The following is an 18,962-nucleotide window of genomic DNA, read 5'->3' on the forward strand; positions in this document are numbered from 1 at the left end:
ATTATCAAGTTTTTTCTAAATTATACTCTCGCCTTCTCTTCCCGCTCATATAAATCCGGCCTGCGGTCATAGAAGGGAGCGACGACGCCATGCTTGCGGTTTTTGTGGAGCTCGGAGAAATCGACTGTCGTATATACGGCCATATTTTCGTTCAACCGCCCAGACATCAAGATTCCATCATTGGGAAAAGGAACATCGCATGGTGCAAATACTCCCGCCTGACAATGGCCCTCATCGATTTGGGGACGACCCACGGGCAAGGAGCCGACGATCCCGCTTAATGCCACGAACAATTGATTTTCAACGGCACGTGCCTGGCAGCAATGCCGGACGCGATGATATCCCGCCGCAGAATCCGTATAAGAGGGACACAAGATCAGCTCTACGCCTCTGGCTGCAGCAATTCGTGCAATCTCGGGAAATTCGATATCGTAACAGGTTAAGATGGCTGCTTTGCCCCAACGGGTATGAATGATATTAAGTGAATCGCCGCCTTTCAGCAGCCAGCGGTGCTTTTCCTCAGGGGTAAGATGGAATTTATTTTGCGTCTCCATCCGGCCATCAGGAAAGAACATAAATGCCGTGTTCACGTACCCGTCTGCTTCCTGACAAATATGGCTGCCAGCCGCAATCACCATACCGGTTTCTTTACTATGATGCTGAAAGAAATCCCGGTAAACGGTCGTAAAGCTGTCCAAATACCGGCACGCTTCCTCATTATCCATAGCTGGAACGAGCGACAGCAAGTGCGCTGTTACATATTCTGGAAAAACAACCAACTCCGCCTCCTGCATGGCTGCCTCCTGCAGCTTCTCGGCCAACAGCTCCCAGTAATGCTCGGCAGAATGAATGTCGGTCAATCCGTATTGAATCGTAGCAATCTTCAGTGTTGTCATAATGGCGTGACTCCTTCACAATAGAAAAACGAATTAGGAACGAATTTGCAGCGAATAAATATCGGTTCGTCGATCCCCTATCGTCAAAACTTCCTTCGTTTTTCTGTAACGCTGCAGTACCTCCAGATCGATCTCGGCCATAATAACCGTTTCTGTATTTTCACTGCATTCTGCGGCCACACCGTCACGGGGGAATGAGAAGTCGGATGGTGTATAAATACCGGATTGGGCGTATTGGATATCGATATTTTCAACATGCGTCAGATTGCCTACTGTGCCTGCGGTCACGACGAACATTTGATTTTCAATCGCTCTCGCCTGGGCACAATATTTGACACGTAAAAAGGTTTGGCGGTCCTCCGTACAATACGGTACAAAAATAATTTGCGCCCCTTCTTCAGCAACAATGCGTGAAATCTCAGGGTACTCAATATCACTGCTGAGCTGGATCGAAATTTTACCGCAATCCGTATCGAATACTTCCAACCGATTGCCACCGTTGATTCCCCACCACTTGCGTTCGTTAGGGGAAATATGCAGCTTATACTGCTGGGCTATCGTCCCGTCGCGGCGAAATAAATGAGCTACATTATAAATACGATTATTTTTCTCTAAAAAATGTGAGCCCCCGATGACATTGACGTTATATTTCACAGCCAGATCGGAAAAGAGCTCCACATAATTCGGTGTGAATTCGGTCAATTTGCGGACAGCCAAGCTGGGCGAGCGCTCCTCCAGGAAGGATAATAGCTGCATGGTCACATTTTCCGGAAATACGGCAAAGTCCGATTTATAATCTGAGGCCACATCCACATAATGCTCGCATTGGGTAGCAAACTCCTCAAACGATTCAATTTTCTTCATCATATATTGAACGACACATACCCGCACGGGAAATGACATTTTGTAATGGATCTTGGAGATTTTCGGTTTATACTCAATGTTGTTCCATTCCAGCAGCGTCGCATAGGTCATCGATTCCTGATCATCGGGTAGATAGTTCGTTATGATCCGTTTCAGCGTGAAGCCGTTCATCATCTGGAAGGTCAGCACGGGATCATAAATGTTTTGCTGTAATACCTCTTCGGCATATGCTCTCGGCGACATTTTATCGCTATATTTATGATAGAGCGGAATACGTCCACCTACAATAATGCTTTTCAGATTCAGCTCCTCGGCCAACCGCTTCCGCGCTTCATACAAACGTCTGCCAATCTTCATACGGCGGTAATCCGGATGGACCATAACCTCCATGCCGTACAAATTTCCGCCCAATGGATTGTGCGTACGTATGTATCCTTTATCCGTAATTTCCGCATAGGTATGCTGCTCCAAGTATTCATCGAAGTTGACGATCAGACTGGAGCACGAACCGATAATAATCCCATCATATTCGACACAGATTTGCCCCTCCGGGAATATACGGATATGGCTTTCCAACTGCTCGATTTTCCAAGGGAGCATATTCGGAAAACAGACATTTTGCAGCTCGATAATATTTTCAAAGTCGGCACGCACAATATTACGGATAATGATCTTTTTTTCAAATTGCGAAATATCACCTTTGGTCATATAGACTCTCCACTCTTTCAATATGGTCTTTATTCATTATATATAGGAAGTACTATCTGAATATTTAGTGTGTGTAAACGTAATGTAAACAATCAGCTTTTTAGAACAGAGATGTCCTTTTTTACAATTTATTTATATTTTCATAACGTTCTCTTTACAATGGCCTCTTATACTATGCATATTGTCATTATTCCAATGAAGAGGTGTATCCATGAAACGCAGCAGTAAACTATTGACCAGCATGACCGCAGGCGCCTTATTGATTACGAGCCTGACTGCCGCTACAGCTTATGGCGCGGAAACAAAGGATGTACCTGTAAGAAAAACGTTTGAAAATATGCAAGGCAAGCTGACCTGGAACGAAAAGGATCGCAGTGTGCAAATCGTGGTCGGCAGCGTACAAGCTGTGCTCAAGCTCGATTCCGATGAAGCAACACTCCAGGGCAAGCTGTTCAAATTAAATAAAAAGCCTTATCTGGCGGATTCCTTGATGCAAATCTCACCTGAAACCTTCCAGTCTATTCAACAGGTTGCAATTGCAGAACAAAACAAAACCGGCTACGAGGTGGCTAGCACCTTCAAAATGCCGGGTGGCAAAGCCGAGATCGCGTCATCCACACCGGATGGTAAACGTTTGGTCGTTACCGAGGATGATCTGGGCAGTATCAGCATTTTGAATATTGAAGATGTGACTAAGGTTAGTATCTTGAAGCAAGTCAGCTTCAAAAGCCTTTCTGATAAAGCGACCGTTACAAGTGTGGCCGTAACTCCTGATGGCAAATATGCATTGGCTGCTATCCGCACAGGTGATGATGTAACGAATGCCAACAAAGGTATAGTTGCCGCAGTCGATTTAAATACGTATAGTATCGTCAAGTCCTATGAGGTTGGTATCGGACCTGACAGTATAGTAATATCCAAAGACGGCAAATATGCGGTCATTGCGATTGAAGATGAAGAAATTGATGTAGCGAAGGACGAAATCGATTATAAAAATGCCAAACGTCCAGGCTCGATCGCAATCATCAGCTTTGCAGGTGGAGACGTTGCAAAAGGCGAGCTTACCGATCTTAAAATAGATTTATCCAATGTTAAGGGAGCTATCTACCCTCACGATCCTCAGCCTGAATATGTAGCAATCAGTCCTGACAGCTCTACAGCCGCAATCACTTTGCAGGAAAACAATGCAATTGCCATCGTGGATCTGAACAAAAAAGCGATTACCAAAATTTTCTCACTTAGTGTTACCAAGCATAAGGCCGATTTAAAAACAGATGACAAAGTGTCGATCACTGAAGAGCTGACCGCTCGTCCTGAGCCGGATGGTATCGCCTTTACAGCTGACGGCAAATACCTGTTTACCGCCAATGAAGGCGATCTGGGCAAAGACGAATTCAAGGATGGTGTTCGTTCGGGCGGACGCAATGTGATGGGCTGGGATTTAGATGGAAATGTGATCTATGACAGCATGGAACTCATCGATCAATCTGCCGCTCTAGTAGATCTTTACCCAGAAAGCCGCAGCGGTAATCGTGGCAGCGAGGTTGAGAACCTGACAATCGCCGAAGTGAACGGTAAGCAAATCATGGCGGTAGCTGCTGAACGTGCAAGCGTGATTCTGTTCTTCGAGGTAACCGACCCCAAGAAACCAAATTACCTGGGCTTGCTTCCTTCAGGCACTTCACCCGAGGGTATTCACAAGGTTGGCGGACGCAACCTGTTCGTCAGCGCTGATGAAGTAGCTGGAACGATTACTTTCTACCAAGGTAAATAATTTCGTAAGGATATTTGACCGCGCAGCGAGACTTATTCATCGCACTTCCCAATAACAACGAATACACCTCCAAACCACAATTCAAGTGGGATTTGAGAGGTGTATTTATTTATTCCACGCTACTCAATCACGAGCCAGCTTTACAACAGTTTGGTCGTTTCGTTCTTGATGGAAGCTTTGTCAGCAGGCTCCTCATCCTCTACGATGCTGCGCGTAGAATTCCTGAATTCGCGGAGTGTGTCCCCGAAGGCTCTGCCGAGCTGCGGCAGCTTGGAGGGTCCAAACACGATCAGAGCGATAGCCAGAATTAACACTAAACCTGAAACACCAATATTGTTGAACATATGGATTCTCCTTTCTTACCTTGATGATCAGGAGCCAGTCAAATCAAATGAAGACGGCTCCTATGTATGCCTGTGGTACAGACTTCATTAGCTGTTCGTCGGGGTATGCTGCATGGCCCGCCACTGCCTGCCTGAAACGAATACACTGATTTCAAACAGCAGGAACAAAGGAACGGTTACCGATAGATGAGAAATCATATCCGGTGGCGAAATGCACGAGCCTACAATGGCCAGGATGATATAGGCATACTTTCGTGTCATTTTTAACCGCTCTGGTGTCAGCAGCCCCAATTTGGTTAGAAACATCAGAACCACTGGCATTTCAAAGGCTACCGCCATCGGAAACACAATTTCGTATAAAAACGAAAAGTAGCGGTCGATTCCATACGTTTCCACAGCGCCAATCGTCAGGTTCATGGTCTTCATGAAATGCAGCATCATCGGGAACACAACCATGTAACCAAAGGCAGCCCCAGCTAAAAACAGCACAAACGCCGCAGGAATGTAGGGTAAGGTGCTTCTGGCCTCAGCCTCTGTAAGCCCTGGTCTCACGAACCCCCACAACTGATGGAGAATGACAGGCACCGCGAACAGCAGAGCAAACAGCAAAGCACACTTCATATAGATGAGCAGCCCATCCGTAAATGAAAATACGTTCCATTCAATCCCGCTCGCTGTTGGCTGCGATTTGATGTAACGTAAAATACTCGGTGACAAGTATAGTCCTACACAGAGTGCGGCAATAAACCATGAACCCACGATAATTAACCGCTTCCTGATCTCCGCCAAATGCAGTACCCAGTCCTCCAGTTCCATCCGATCCCCACCCCATTAGAAGCTAGATTGCAGAATCCGTGTATTCACACCAGAGATCCGCCTTTTTTTATATACTGAGAGACCCCTTCTGCCGCCCGATATGCGAGTGCGCCAACGGTTCCTGTAGGATTATAGCCGCTGTTATGCGGAAATGCGCATGCCCCGACAACAAATATATTTTCGTGATCCCACATTTGCAAGTAAGAGTTAACAGCAGAAGTGGATGGGTCAGCTCCCATAATCGCTCCTCCAGTATTGTGAGTCGATTGATAAGGAACAATGTTGTAAGGCCCCAGCTGATCGGCCGATCCCATCGTCGTCGGTTTCATTTCTTTCATAATTTCGGCCGCTTTACCTGCGACGAATTTGATCATTTCACGATCCTGATCCTCAAAGTCAAAGGTAACTCGAATCAAGGGCAGTCCGTACGCATCTTTATACGTAGGGTCCAGATCGAGATAATGATGCTTCCAAGGCATGCTGCTGCCCTGCGGAGATACCGCCAGCACACTATTGGCATATTTGATCGATTGTTTCTTGAATTCTTTTCCCCACGATGGAGTTCCCTTGGGCACGGAATTGGTTGCTATCGGTCGAAGCCCTGTCTGGGAAATCCGGATTCCTGCTCCATGAATAAAATTGAGATTCGTATGATCAAAGTTGTCTCCATTGAAATCAGGAACTTCGATTCCGAGTGATCCGGCCCCTGCATACAAATTGAATTCTCGATCATCAAAGAATCCCGTAGCTGCTCCCCCGTTTGTTTGATAAGCGTAGTTCTTGCCGATCACCCCTGTACCCGAGACAGGATCATAAGGCTTGCCCAGTTTGGAAGTCAGCAGCAGACGAACATTGTTAAACACGTAGCTTGCCATGATCACCACGTCTGCCGGCTGTTCAAATTGCTCCCCGGTAACAGTATTCACATAGACAACTCCAGTTGCCTTCTTGCCGTCATTCAAAATTTGAATTACATTCGAGTAGGAACGAAGATCCAGATTGCCCGTTTTCTGAGCAACAGGTAGGACTGTCACCACCGGATCCGCTTTGGCTCCATATTCACAGCCGTATCGTTCACAGTAGCCGCAGTATTGACAGGCAGCCCGAGTGATACCGTCAGGATTCGTGTACTGCTCGGAAAGATTCGCGGATGGCATCATGTACGGGTGGTAACCGAGCTTCTTTGATGCCTCTTCGAATAATTTGAGCACTGGAGTCCGAATCATCGGCTTGGTTGGAAAAGGATTGGTTCTTTTCCCTACAAGCGGATTTTGTTCGGGGTCACCGGATATGCCCGCCATCTTCTCAAATTTATCAAAGTATGGTTCCATTTGATCATAGGTAACACCCCAATCCTGGATCGTCATCCCTGCTGGAATTTTGTTTTTTCCATATTTTTCGACGGTTTTACTGTAGATTTCAAAATCATAGGGTAGGAACCGATACGTTTGTCCATTCCAGTGAACCCCTGCGCCGCCAAGCCCTTCACTGAGCAGGAAGGAGCCATATTCCCTCATCGGTACGGCTGCAATCTTTTCGGTGTTGCGAAACGTAATCGTTTCCTTGGATAAATCCTGCATCAGCTCATACCGCTGTGAATAACGCAGCTCATCATGCACCATATAATAATCTTTGGTGCTCCGAGGCTTCCCGCGCTCCAATCCGACAACCTTTATGCCCTCCTTGGTCAACTCGGCAGCAATGATTCCGCCCAGAAATCCCATGCCCACGATCACTACCGGAACCTTTGGCAATACTGTAGCCATTTATTTTCCTCGCTTTCTTGTATGGTTGTCTGCTCTGCTATTGATTTAATGGGTAACAAAATGATTACGTAGACTTCTCGGCTCCATCAAGACAAATTGTTCCTTGTCCATAATTTGGGTGTAGCTCATTTGATTGCCTGGATATTTGCGCATTTTCCAACCAAGCATATTTTTGTTGCCGCCGTATAGCGGATCCGAATAAGCTCCTTCTATCGTTAAAGTGCGCAGCATGTTGAAAAAGGTTTTGCCCGTGACCCCATTTACAACCATGATTTCGCCCTTTTCCATCATCGTGAGAATGGCGATCTTCTCCTCCTCGGCCAGATCAACAAAACCTTTTGAATATTTTTTCTGGCTGGCATCCTCCAAGGATTGCAGCCCCATCGTAAACAGCTCATTACGTCGAATGCTTTGATAATCGCCCTGAGTCACTTCCCCCTTAACAAAAGGGCCCGTCCGATATTCGCGGGCGTTCACGCCCCAGCGGCTGGACATCTGATGATCTATGTAGAAGGCAACACCCAGTTCTGTAGCTCCCGGACCTAGCTCATCCTTTGGAAAAATACATTCTGCTGCTGCTTCCGTCAGCTGAAGCTGAGTCTGATCAAAAAACATCGGAGCCTGATTGTAATCAATCGTTGAGGCTTCAGTGCCAGGTGCGGGTGCTGGGGCAGGAGTCTCTGAAGGTTTGGTAAATCCGCCGGTGAGCGCTTTGGTAAGCACTCCACCCACAACCACCCCACCGATAGCGGCACCGGAATATTTCAAAAAACGACGTCGTGAATCGTTTGATGGACGTTCTATATCCTTTTCTTCCATGATACCAATCTCCTTTTGATTTGGATTATTGAGCTTCATTTTGTAATAAATGGACGTTGCGTATATTTTGATCTCCGGACGGACATTTTATGCAAACAAACTGTTTTTCACAAAATAGCTGAAGTAAGAACCAACAATAAGGAGGAATACCCATGAACAAATCACTTGTCTGTGTTACCCTGCTGCTTTCCATTTCGCTATCTGCCTGTGGATCCAAGAGCTCTGCACCACCAAGTACTCCAACTCCACCAGCAGCCAATCAGGGAGCTGGATCAACTACTGGCGGCGGCACCTCCACCACGGTTGATGCTAGTGCCATTTATAAGCAAAACTGTGTAAGCTGTCACGGTAATGCTCTGGAGGGGGCCGTTGGACCCAGCTTGCAAAAGGTCGGCGCCAAATACTCCAAGGACCAGCTTGCCACGATATTGAATAACGGAAAAGGGGCTATGCCCAGCTTTAAAGGCAAGCTTACGGATACTGAAATCGGTGCGATTGCGACCTGGCTGGCCGATAAAAAATAGGCATTCATTTGAATAACGCACACAAAAAGCCGTTCCCTGTTCTTTCCAGGAAACGGCTCTTGCTTTTGGACTACTTATGCTACTGTTGAGCAAATTTATACAGCCTGCTGTTTCAAGGCAACCTGTACCCGCTCGCCTACCTCGAAGGGCTCTGTAAATCCTGTGTGCACATCCCAGGTATGCCCGTTCACGTTAACCGCATAATGAATTTCTTTGCCTTGATATTGCACATTGACGATTTGTCCGGGCAATCCATGTCGATCTGATCGCTCCCTGCCATCTCTATGCATCAAAAACTGATCAGGTCTGACCGGATACAAGCCGCTGGCTTTGATCTCACCTGAAACTTCATTTCCTACCCATGCTGGTGCAGCCAGATTCTCGCTTCTCGGATGAAAAACGGCCCCGTCCCAGCTGCCTTCAACCAGATTGGCTTTGCTTACGAACCGGGCCACAAAGCTGCTTTGCGGCCGCAGGTATACGTCCTGAGGAGTTCCGATCTGCTCAATCCGCCCCTCATTCATGACTACAATCCGATCTGCCATCGCCAAGGCTTCCCCCTGATCATGCGTCACATAAACAATCGAGGCTTGACTCCGGCGATGAAGGCTTTGAATTTCCCGGCGCATCTCCAGACGCAGCATAGCGTCCAGGCTCGATAACGGCTCATCCATCAGCAGCAAGCTCGGTTTGGCTGCAACAGCGCGGGCAAAGGCAACCCGCTGCTTTTGTCCGCCGGACAGCTCATGCGGCATCCGATCTGCCAGCTGTGTCAGACCGACCATTTCCAATACCTCGGATATGCGTGATAGCTCATTCGCACGTGGTAAAGCAGCTTTGTTACTTTGATGACGCAATGGAAAACGGACATGCTCCTTGACACTCAGGTGCGGCCACAGCGCAAAGGATTGAAAAACCATGCCGATATTCCGATGCTCAGGCGGAACATTATGCCCGTTGCCATCCACTGTTCTCCCTGCAATCCGTATCTCCCCGGCGGTTGTATGATCGAAGCCTGCCATAAGCCGCAGCAATGTCGTTTTGCCACAGCCTGACGGCCCCAGAATAGCGACAAATTCTCCCGATTGAATCTGCAGATCAATCCCCTTTAATACCTCCTGCGATCCGAAATGCTTCGTTACACGAATGATTTCCGTATTCACAATGCGCCTCCCTTTCTTTGGGCTGTCCACTTTACAGCCTGCAGCAGAATCAACAATATCATAATCAGGGCCACAATGACGCACGACAATGCGGTGGAATAATTCGTGCTGCCTGCCTGTTCAAAATTAAAAATAACGACACCAATCGTTTCCGATCCTGACGACCATAGCAAAGAGGATACCGTCAGCTCCGTCAAAGCGGACAAGAACACCAGCATTGACCCGGCTAATATCCCCGGAAGCGTCAGAGGAATTAGAATTTTACGCCAAACGCTGCTCCACCCTGCTCCTGATATCCGGGCAGCTTCCTCCGCTGAAGCATCGATCTGTTGAAATGCCGTCATACTGCTGCGCACCTGCAGCGTCATGAAACGGATCATATAAGCTATGAACAGAATTGCCATACTGCCGTAGATTCCTGGATTCCAGCCTGGGATAGGCTCCATCCAGGTAAGGATCATCGCTAAACCGAACACAATGCCCGGAAGCGCATATGGCAGACTGATCACCAGGTCCATACCTTTCACCAGCAGTGTAGGACGTTTTAACCGATAGTAAGCAAAGGCTGTTCCCAATATCATACACACGATTAAGGTGACCAACGATAATGTAAAGCTGTTGCCTATCGCATGGTGCGCCTTGGAGTTCTCCCACAAGACGAAGCGGTAATGATCCATTGTCGTATTATCCCAGCCAAACGGAAGTCCATAAGCTTTCTTTAAGGAATACATCAGCATCGAGACCAACGGCAAAAAGGTAATCACAGCCAGAAACAACCATACGAGCCCCGTCCACATCCATTTCCTTTTGCCTAATTGAAACCGCGGCAGCATGTCCTCATATGCTGTTTCCGATGTCTTGTAGGAGCGCTGAACAAGCCATTGTATCGAAGTCCCGACTAAGGCGACGACTCCCAAAAGGACAGCTAATGCAGAGCTTCTTGCAAACGCACTGGGACCAAATCCGACTACCTGCTCATAAATCAACGTACTTAATACCGTAATATTAGCCGGAATTCCCAAGAAAGCAGGAATACCAAAGTTGTCAAGGCTGGCCAGAAAAGCGAGCAAACCGCCGCTTGCAATACCCGGAATCGCCAGCGGCAGCGTGATGGTGCGAAATGTCGTCCATCTGCCCGCTCCACCTGAGCGACTTGCCCATTCCAGCTCTCGCGGAATTCGCCTGAGCACACCAACCGTTAGCAAATACACAAGCGGATAATGATGAATACCCATGACGAATATAATCCCCCCGTAGCTGTACATGCTCCACGGCTTCATATCCTCGGAAAACAGATGCAGAAATTCAGCTATTGGCCCCTGTACACCTGTGAAAGAAGTCCAGGCCAATGTGACAACGTAAGAAGGAATGATAAATGAAAGCATGACAATCATATGAAGCCATGCCTTATGTGACAAGTTACTATAGGCTATTAACCATGCCATGCCTACTCCTAAAATTAAAGCAACCAGGGTCGAACCGCTAATGATGATCAAGGTTGATTCCATCGTTTTCCATGTTCTTGCTTCACTCAACAGATCGATATAAACGCCTAGCCCCGTCCCTGTTTTGTGTACAAAGCTCAGCGCCATCAGCTTCATGATAGGGAAAACAAACATCAGAATGACAGAAACGAAACCTAATCCAAGAGCGATCCGTTGCAGCCAGACACGGGAAGCCAATCGGTTCGGAGCCTTATCGGCTCCTGACCCGTTCTTACGAAGCCCTGTCTGCTCAAGATTCGTATTCATATTTGTGTACTCGCGTCCTTCGTTAGCTTTATTGTCCGAATATGTCCGTGAATGCTTTTTTATCCTGATCGCGCGCTTCTACCAATTTAGCCAGATCACCGGATAATACCTTCATCTCGGAGAACGACTTTAAGCCGTCCGGCGCTTTGATACCTTCACGCAGCGGTGTGTACCCGATTTCTGCGGATATCTTCTGACCTTCTTCAGACAGTACAAAATCAACCAGTGCCTGTGCTGCTTTTTCATTAGCCGTGTTGTTCAGAATACCAATCGGTTCCGTAATAACCGGCACTCCCTCCGTTGGATAAATAAGCTCAACAGGGGAGCCCTTCTTTTTCTCACGCGGCACTAAATAATCAACCACCATAGCATAGGACTTGGCGCCTGTCGCTACTTCCTTGAGAACAGCACCATTCCCCTTGACTACAGAGATTTCGCTTGCTTTAAGCTGCTTGAAAAAGTCCCAGCCAAATTCATTCGTCCTTGTCATCACGCCTACATTGTAAGCAGCCGCTCCCGAATACAAGGGACTTGGCATAATAGCTGCACCTTTGTTTGCCGCTTCCGTCAACGTTTTCCATGAAGTAGGTAATGTTTTTACTTTTTGTGTATTAACAGCAAGTACCGTCGCTAAAATTTTCGTACCTTGATACATCCCATCCGGATCGGCAAATCCTTTTGGGATTTTGGCCAGCTCAGGCGATTTATACGATTTTAACAGCTTCTGCTGTTTAAGTGCCTCGAAGGTTACGGAATCTGCAACCAGTAACACATCCGCCTGGACTTTACCTGCCTGATTCTCAGCCTGCAGCTTGGCGATAACCTCTTCCGTCCCGGAACGGTACGTTTCCACCTTCACCTCAGGAAATTTCTTATTGAAAGCAGTGACCAGCTTCGTCACATCTTCTTCTGGCTGGGAGGTGTAAAAATTCAGCTTGCCGGCTACAGCCGCTTTCGTCTCCGCTACTCCGGAAGACGCTGCCTGAGAGGCGGACTTGTCTATATTGGTGGGCGATGTGCCGCAGCCACTGATGGTCCAAACCATGATGCAGGCGAGACTCATTGTGATCCATTTACTTTTATGCATTATCGGTATCTCTCCTCTTTTGTGCTATATTTCACCTTATTGTACAGCTCCACTATTAACGCAAGATCATACAAGCTTGATAGTTTTGTAAATTCTTAAGAAAATCTTCAGAATTCCCCCTACTTTATCTGAAGAACTTTTAGTTATGCTATAAGTAGTTCTTTTACAGGAGGGAATTCGTATGTTAGTAGAAACCAAGTCACAGGTACATGAAAAGCTATTGTTCTTATATAAATTTGTATGCTCACCCGGACAAATCGGAAGTGTAACGCCAAGCTCCCGTTATTTGGCCAATAAAATGGTCTGCTCCGTTCCGTGGGATCAGATAAGCAGCATCGCTGAGCTTGGTGCGGGTACAGGGGCCATTACGAAGCACATTCAGGCTGTCAGACAAGCAAATACAAAGGTACTGCTATTCGAAAAAGATCCGTATCTGCAGCAAGCACTGGAACGCCATTATCCGCAATTTGCTTGTTATTCCGATGGCCGTGACTTGTCGTTTGCGATGCGTCAGGAGTCCATCGAGCAGCTGGATGCAATCATATCCGGCCTGCCTTTTTTCAACTTTCCTCAAGCTATCAGGGATCAGCTGATGAACCAGATTGTCGCGTCACTGAAGACAGGGGGACTGTTTATCGCTTTTCAATACTCCTTGCAGATGAAATCACAGCTAAGTGAGTATTTTGATATCGAAGCTGTCCATTGGGTTCCCTTGAACCTGCCTCCGGCCTTCGTTTATGTGTGCCGCAAAAAAGGAGCTCGACAGTCATGAACTATGACACACTCGTATCCATGATTGAACATTATGGTTATGCAGCCTTGTTTTTTTCTTTATGGCTCGGGATTGTCGGTATGCCGATTCCTGACGAGGTGGTTGTGATGACTGGCGGGGCGGTTACGGGAAGTGGAATTCTGCAAGTGATTCCCGCTTTTGTGCTTACGTATTTAGGCGTCATATCCGGGTTATCCTTAGGTTATATACTGGGTCGATATGTGGGCACACCGGTTCTGGATAAACTGCGGCGCAAACCAAGGATGAATAAATGGATCGGCTTTTCGGAGCGATTAATCGTCAAGTATGGAAACTTCGCACTATGTATCAGCTATTTGCTTCCCGTAGTCCGGCACATCATGCCGTATCTGGTCGGGATCAATAAAATGAGTTTTAGACGTTATGCGCTGCTGTCCTATTCGTCCGGTCTTGTATGGACATTGATTTTTTTTACCGTGGGGCGCTTTGTTGGAAATCATGTGCAGGATGTCGGGGTTCTGGTTTATAATTACGGTATCCGGCTGTTAGGACTGCTGGGGTTGTGTATCGTTATTATCATTATCATACGGTTAGTTCGAAGGAGAGATCCGGCTCGATGAGTGTCACTATATTAGTTGCTGATGATGATCGGGATATTCGCGATGTCATCCACATTTATCTGCGCAATGAGGGGTACCAGGTTCTGGAAGCGGAGAATGGGAGTCAAGCTTTGACGATGGTTCAGCAGCATAAGATCGATTTGATCATATTGGATGTCATGATGCCGCTTCTCGATGGAATTACAGCTTGTCTCAAAATCCGTGAGGTATCCCATGTTCCCATTATTATGCTTTCCGCCAAGGAGGAGTATCTGGATAAAATCACCGGTCTCTCTACCGGGGCCGATGATTATGTGACCAAACCGTTCAACTCTCTGGAATTAATCGCAAGGGTGAAAGCCCAGCTGAGAAGACAGAACTTCACCGTTCATCCACAAGCCCAGAGCAGCTCCGAAATTGTTATTGATGAATTGGTTATAAGCAAAGATCATCACAGGACAACCGTACGCGGTCAAGTGATCTCATTAACACCCATTGAATTTTCCATCCTTGAGCTGCTTGCCACTCACCAAGGCCAAGTGTTCAGTATCGATAAAATTTATCAGAGCGTGTGGAAGGAACAAAATGAATTTTATTCCGAAAATACAGTTATGGTCCATATCCGAAATATTCGCGAGAAAATAGAAATCAATGCAAGAGAGCCGCAATATATTAAAACCGTTTGGGGAGTGGGATATAAAATTGACAAATAAGCTATGGTCTCTCTTAAGCGGTAAAAAAAACATTCGAGGCCATATCCTTTGGGTGGTCATCCTGAGCTGGATTCTCGCAATGTTCATGACGATAGTATCTGATAATTTAGCCCTCCTCCTGCCTCCCTGGGCTGAATCCCTATCAAAACTTTTTAACTTGATCATGCTGATAGCCTGCTTTATTGTGTTCTTTTTTGTATTTACCCACCCTATCGTGCGTTACTTCAAAGCATTGACCGATGGATTACAATCGATCGCAAGCGGAGACTTAAGTTATCGGCTCCCCTTGTCCCGGCATGATGAGCTGGGGATTGTGGCTCACAATATTAATCAGATGGCAGAACGCTTGCAGATCCAGCAGGAACGGGAACGACAGCTGGAGAAGTCGAAAATGGAGCTGATTACGTATGTATCCCACGATTTACGCACTCCGCTCACCAGTATCATTGGCTATCTCGATTTGCTTAAATCGCATACCTATCAGGATGTGACTGAACAGGAGCGTTATATTGACAACGCATTTAATAAAACCCAGCAGCTCAAAAAACTGATTGATGATCTGTTTGAGTATACGAGACTTACCGACGGTCATATTCAATTAGCGGTTCAGCAGGTTGATATGAACAGTTTACTGGAGCAAATGATCACTGAATTTGAGCCCGTTGCCAAGGAGCAGGGAATCACCATACATACAGATTTATTGCCCGCACCCGTGATGATGGATCTGGATATCGAAAAGATCGTCAGAGCTATTGATAATTTACTCATGAATGCCATGAAATTTTCGGACAGACCCGGAACCATACAGGTTTCACTTGACGTGGGCTTAGCCTTTGTTACCCTAAGCATTGAGAACAACGGGATCCCCATCACTCCTGAACAGGAAGAACAGCTATTTGAACGATTTTACAAAATTGAGCCGTCCCGTTATGATAACCAAATGCCTTCCGGGTCCGGCCTCGGATTGTCCATTGCGAAGCATATTGTTGAGCTGCATGGGGGACGTATCGGGCTTGAACACAGGAACGGTCACTACCGTTTTTTTATGGACCTGATGATTTCTGCTGCGGATCGGATTCCTTCGCAGTCCGACAGAAGCGATCTGCAATAGCAAGGAAAATGAGCACAGGAGCTATCAGTAAGATATCCACAACCACGAAGCTCCAGTTCTTGCTTGCGATCATTTCATAGCCTTTACTGTGAGGCAAGTATAGGATCACAAGCAGAAACCAAATAGCTGACAGGATGTACGCGTAAATATAAGGTTTCATCAGTCAGATGTTGTAGTATCTGCAACCTCGTTCTCATTGACGAGATGAGCCGGAATCGGAATCATATCCAGTCCATAGGCCGTATTGAACAGCTGTCCGCCGGCTGCATCGGTTAAATCACCGCCAGTGAATACGCCACTGTCATCGTCTTCATCCCCTGTAGTTCCTTCGTCCGATAACAGCAATTCCCCACCATGAGCTTGCGCAATTTCCAAAGCAGAAGTCAGCTCACTGTGATCCACAAACACTTGAACGATCCATTGACCTTCTTGTTCATCCTGATGAGCATGATAGCCGATTTCCAATAACGTATCATAAGCCAAGGCAGCCGCCTCGTTGTCTTGGAATCGAAACACAATAGGTACAGAACTCATAGACAAGCCTCCCTCTTTCTTCTCAGAATCCATATATATCAAAGTTAGCTTTTCCCAAAATCAGCCTGTTATTCGGGTCTGCCATCGTCATTGGGTTTGGCAGCTGGGCAGTAAGTCGTCACAATCTGGATCGAGTCCTGGAGCTGGATGATTTCATTGATGAGTGAGCATACTTATAATCAATGGAAAGGAAGGTCCGATATGGAACGCCGAGTTATGATTACCAATCATCAGATGCTAGCATTAGTTGTGATCTCGACCATTGGAGCCTCAAGCTTATACGCTCCAGCGGCACTTGCCCATTATGCGGAACGCAACGCCTGGTATTTATTATTGGTGGGTGGCGCCATTGGATTGTTCAACATGTTTGTATTTGTATGGCTGGACCGTTTATTTCCCGGTAAAAATATGATAACAATCAGTGTTTCCCTGTTAGGACGTTGGATCGGCAGTTTGGTCGCTGCTCTTATCATTTTTTATTTTATTGACGTATCGACATGGACACTTCGTGAGTTTTCTCAATTTTTTATTATTGCCCTTGATCCTACAACCCCACAAGTATGGTACATGATCGCCTGTGCAATTATGTGCTCTTATGCGGTTTATCATGGCCTTGAGGTGTTTGCCCGTGTATCTGAAATTATTTTCATTGTGATTCTTTTCACATTTCTAGGCATTTACCTGTTATTGGTTAATCAGTATCATCCCGAATACTTGCTTCCCATCTTGGAGAACGGATTCATTCAGCCTTTGAAGGGTCTGATGGTTGCTGTTTCCTGGTATGGTGATTTGATGTTTATTTCCATGATTCTCAAACATGTTCGCAAGACCGAACAAACCTCTTATTACGCAGTAGGTGCGGTTGGACTCATTGCCTGTATACTACTGTTCTCGGTCTTGGCCTGCACGTTGATATTTGGTTGGAGAACGACATCAACTTTTACATACCCCAGCATCAGCCTCATACAAAACATACGAATCTTTACCAATATTGAACGATTCGATGCTGTACTTATTGCTGTTTGGGTGATGAGCTCCTTCGTCAAGATTACGGTTTATTTCTGGTCAGCCCTGCAGGGGATCACGGATTTGCTGCGAATTCAACACCCTCGCATGTTCATCGTACCTCTGGCTATCGGATTTGTCATATGCTCCAAATACAAAGTGTGGGGCCTTATCGAATTAGCGGCCATCTATGATAAACAGGCCTGGTATTTTGTATCCTTTCAATTATTCATTCCTACCCTGCTGTTAGCAGTAGCCCTGTTGAAACTAAAAGTCTTTAAAAGTGGGTGAGCCTCATACAAACGAACAAAACCGCATTGACGGACAATATGTCGGATAATAAGCAATTGCTGTTGGATCAGCTTCAGCGTACCGAAGATCTGATTATGGCTGACTTATCTATGGATGCCGGGCAAGCCATAACGGTATGTTATCTCGAAGGAATGACGGATTCCAAAAAGCTGGAGCAGATGTTGACACTGTTTAAAGAAAATAAGGAAATGTTGACCGCATTTCAAAAAGAGACCAAGGTATACACCATTGAGGATACTGCCGAACAACTCGTATCGGGGTTAACGGTACTGTTGATTCCAGCTGAGGCATATGGAATCGCTATCGCTACATTTGGTGTTCAGCTGCGAAATGTGGATGAACCCGATAGTGAATCTGTTGTGAAAGGACCACGAAGCGGGTTTACTGAATCGTTGCACAATAATCTTGCATTGGTTCGATTTCATTTTCCATCTACGAGTCTGAAGGTCGAATATCGGAAAGTCGGTTATTTAAGCAAAATGACCCTGGCTATCCTCTCAGTCAGTCAAATCACAAATCCCGACATTCTGAATGAGCTGCACCTCAGAATTGGTGAAATCCCGATCGATACTATTTTGGGCAGTAATTATGTCGAGGAGTGGATCATTGATAACCCGTATACCTTATTTCCTTTAGTGGAGACAACAGAAAGACCAGATCGGGTCATTGGCGCTTTGCTCGATGGAAGGATCGCCGTTGTGGCTCAAGGGACGCCTTTTGTCATTCTGCTGCCGTTTGTATTCCTGCAGGCGTTTCAAGTAAGCGAAGACTATAACTGGAATTTTTATATCGGCTCCTGTGTTCGCTTGCTTCGCTTATTTTGCGGCTTTCTCGGCTTGATCCTTCCCGCTTTTTATGTGGCTACGGTTACCTATCACCATGAACTCGTGCCAACTCCTTTATTGCAAAGCATAGCAGCGGCAAAAGAACCCGTACCTTTTCCCGCGGTGCTAGAAAGCTTCATGATGATGTTTGCTTTTGAGATTATGCGTGAGGCCGGAGTTCGTATGCCCAAGCAGGTCGGGCAGGCTGTCAGTATTGTCGGTGCCCTTATCTTGGGACAAGCCGCTGTTCAGGCCGGTATTGTTTCTCCGATCATGGTAATTATCGCGGCATTAACAGGGATATGCACCTTTACACTTCCACCTACGGCTATGAATTACACGATTCGTATTCTTCAGTTTGCCATGACGCTGCTTGCTTTCCTGTTAGGCTACGTTGGGATTATGGTGGGGATTATTATGCTGCTAACCTACTTGGCTTCTCTTCGTTCCTTTGGCATTCCTTATTTGGGACCTGCTGCGCCATTTGATATGGATCAATTGACCGATGTCATTGTTCGGAGACCCCATTCCGTCAACTATAAGCGTCCGAGTATGTTCAGACCCATTAGCAGAACCCGTTTCAATGGTAAAAAAAGATGAA

18 protein-coding genes are annotated in these 18,962 nt (G+C 46.5%); 8 read left to right on the top strand and 10 right to left on the bottom strand.

The features are described 5' to 3' along the window. Window positions 1-20: 20 nt before the first annotated feature. A complete protein-coding gene (locus tag BK127_RS02300) occupies window positions 21-896 on the bottom strand; it encodes a carbon-nitrogen hydrolase family protein (protein WP_076228152.1) in 876 nt (291 codons plus the stop codon). A gap of 33 nt (window positions 897-929) precedes the next feature. Further along, window positions 930-2,468: a bifunctional GNAT family N-acetyltransferase/carbon-nitrogen hydrolase family protein gene (locus tag BK127_RS02305; protein ID WP_076228154.1), complete on the bottom strand. Its 1,539-nt coding sequence runs from the start codon at window positions 2,466-2,468 to the stop codon at window positions 930-932. A gap of 211 nt (window positions 2,469-2,679) precedes the next feature. Here BK127_RS02305 and BK127_RS02310 point away from each other — a divergent pair, with 211 nt between their 5' ends. Beyond that, a complete protein-coding gene (locus BK127_RS02310; protein WP_076228156.1) occupies window positions 2,680-4,242 on the top strand; it encodes a choice-of-anchor I domain-containing protein in 1,563 nt (520 codons plus the stop codon). Between the two features lie 140 nt (window positions 4,243-4,382). On the opposite strand, the gene BK127_RS02315 is transcribed toward BK127_RS02310, so the two are convergent. The 4 genes from BK127_RS02315 to BK127_RS02330 all read right to left on the bottom strand — a co-directional run bounded on the left by BK127_RS02315 (window position 4,383) and on the right by BK127_RS02330 (window position 7,987). Beyond that, complete coding sequence (locus tag BK127_RS02315; RefSeq protein ID WP_076228158.1) at window positions 4,383-4,586, bottom strand: twin-arginine translocase TatA/TatE family subunit; 204 nt, start codon at window positions 4,584-4,586, stop codon at window positions 4,383-4,385. An 87-nt stretch (window positions 4,587-4,673) separates the two neighbouring features. Further along, window positions 4,674-5,402, bottom strand: a complete 729-nt coding sequence (tatC, locus tag BK127_RS02320) for a twin-arginine translocase subunit TatC (protein ID WP_076228161.1) — start codon at window positions 5,400-5,402, stop codon at window positions 4,674-4,676. Window positions 5,403-5,446: 44 nt separating this feature from the next. After that, window positions 5,447-7,168, bottom strand: a complete 1,722-nt coding sequence (locus tag BK127_RS02325; RefSeq protein ID WP_076228163.1) for a GMC family oxidoreductase — start codon at window positions 7,166-7,168, stop codon at window positions 5,447-5,449. Window positions 7,169-7,213: 45 nt separating this feature from the next. Continuing rightward, window positions 7,214-7,987 carry a gluconate 2-dehydrogenase subunit 3 family protein gene (locus tag BK127_RS02330; RefSeq protein ID WP_076228166.1) on the bottom strand — a complete coding sequence of 258 codons (774 nt, stop codon included), beginning with the start codon at window positions 7,985-7,987 and terminating at the stop codon, window positions 7,214-7,216. 152 nt (window positions 7,988-8,139) lie between these two features. Here BK127_RS02330 and BK127_RS02335 point away from each other — a divergent pair, with 152 nt between their 5' ends. Further along, the gene (locus tag BK127_RS02335) at window positions 8,140-8,511 is read left to right on the top strand and encodes a c-type cytochrome (RefSeq protein WP_076228169.1); all 372 of its coding nucleotides are present in this window, start codon (window positions 8,140-8,142) and stop codon (window positions 8,509-8,511) included. A gap of 95 nt (window positions 8,512-8,606) precedes the next feature. Here the strand turns inward: BK127_RS02335 and BK127_RS02340 are convergent, their stop codons facing one another. The 3 genes from BK127_RS02340 to BK127_RS02350 are packed head-to-tail and all read right to left on the bottom strand — an operon-like array spanning window position 8,607 to window position 12,512. Continuing rightward, window positions 8,607-9,674: an ABC transporter ATP-binding protein gene (locus BK127_RS02340; protein ID WP_076228171.1), complete on the bottom strand. Its 1,068-nt coding sequence runs from the start codon at window positions 9,672-9,674 to the stop codon at window positions 8,607-8,609. Then, window positions 9,671-11,425 (bottom strand): ABC transporter permease, encoded by a 1,755-nt coding sequence (locus BK127_RS02345; RefSeq protein WP_076228173.1) that lies wholly within the window; start codon window positions 11,423-11,425, stop codon window positions 9,671-9,673. The genes BK127_RS02340 and BK127_RS02345 overlap by 4 nt, the downstream gene beginning before the upstream one ends. Window positions 11,426-11,453: 28 nt before the next feature. Next, window positions 11,454-12,512: an ABC transporter substrate-binding protein gene (locus tag BK127_RS02350; RefSeq protein ID WP_076228176.1), complete on the bottom strand. Its 1,059-nt coding sequence runs from the start codon at window positions 12,510-12,512 to the stop codon at window positions 11,454-11,456. A 181-nt stretch (window positions 12,513-12,693) separates the two neighbouring features. Here BK127_RS02350 and BK127_RS02355 point away from each other — a divergent pair, with 181 nt between their 5' ends. The 4 genes from BK127_RS02355 to BK127_RS02370 all read left to right on the top strand — a co-directional run bounded on the left by BK127_RS02355 (window position 12,694) and on the right by BK127_RS02370 (window position 15,686). Further along, the gene (locus BK127_RS02355) at window positions 12,694-13,284 is read left to right on the top strand and encodes a class I SAM-dependent methyltransferase (RefSeq protein ID WP_076228179.1); all 591 of its coding nucleotides are present in this window, start codon (window positions 12,694-12,696) and stop codon (window positions 13,282-13,284) included. Further along, the gene (locus BK127_RS02360; protein WP_076228181.1) at window positions 13,281-13,883 is read left to right on the top strand and encodes a DedA family protein; all 603 of its coding nucleotides are present in this window, start codon (window positions 13,281-13,283) and stop codon (window positions 13,881-13,883) included. The genes BK127_RS02355 and BK127_RS02360 overlap by 4 nt, the downstream gene beginning before the upstream one ends. Beyond that, on the top strand, window positions 13,880-14,575 hold the full coding sequence (locus BK127_RS02365) for a response regulator transcription factor (RefSeq protein ID WP_076228183.1): 696 nt from the start codon (window positions 13,880-13,882) through the stop codon (window positions 14,573-14,575). Before BK127_RS02360 ends, BK127_RS02365 begins: the two co-directional genes overlap by 4 nt. Window positions 14,576-14,660: 85 nt before the next feature. Continuing rightward, window positions 14,661-15,686: a sensor histidine kinase gene (locus BK127_RS02370; RefSeq protein ID WP_256711140.1), complete on the top strand. Its 1,026-nt coding sequence runs from the start codon at window positions 14,661-14,663 to the stop codon at window positions 15,684-15,686. Between the two features lie 159 nt (window positions 15,687-15,845). Here the strand turns inward: BK127_RS02370 and BK127_RS02380 are convergent, their stop codons facing one another. Further along, window positions 15,846-16,220: a hypothetical protein gene (locus tag BK127_RS02380; protein WP_076228191.1), complete on the bottom strand. Its 375-nt coding sequence runs from the start codon at window positions 16,218-16,220 to the stop codon at window positions 15,846-15,848. Window positions 16,221-16,421: 201 nt separating this feature from the next. On the opposite strand from BK127_RS02380, the gene BK127_RS02385 reads away from it, so the two are divergent. Beyond that, window positions 16,422-17,516, top strand: a complete 1,095-nt coding sequence (locus tag BK127_RS02385; RefSeq protein WP_179097355.1) for a GerAB/ArcD/ProY family transporter — start codon at window positions 16,422-16,424, stop codon at window positions 17,514-17,516. Beyond that, complete coding sequence (locus BK127_RS02390) at window positions 17,513-18,961, top strand: spore germination protein (protein ID WP_083688997.1); 1,449 nt, start codon at window positions 17,513-17,515, stop codon at window positions 18,959-18,961. Before BK127_RS02385 ends, BK127_RS02390 begins: the two co-directional genes overlap by 4 nt. Window position 18,962: the final 1 nt, after the last annotated feature.

This window comes from Paenibacillus sp. FSL H7-0331 (assembly GCF_001956045.1).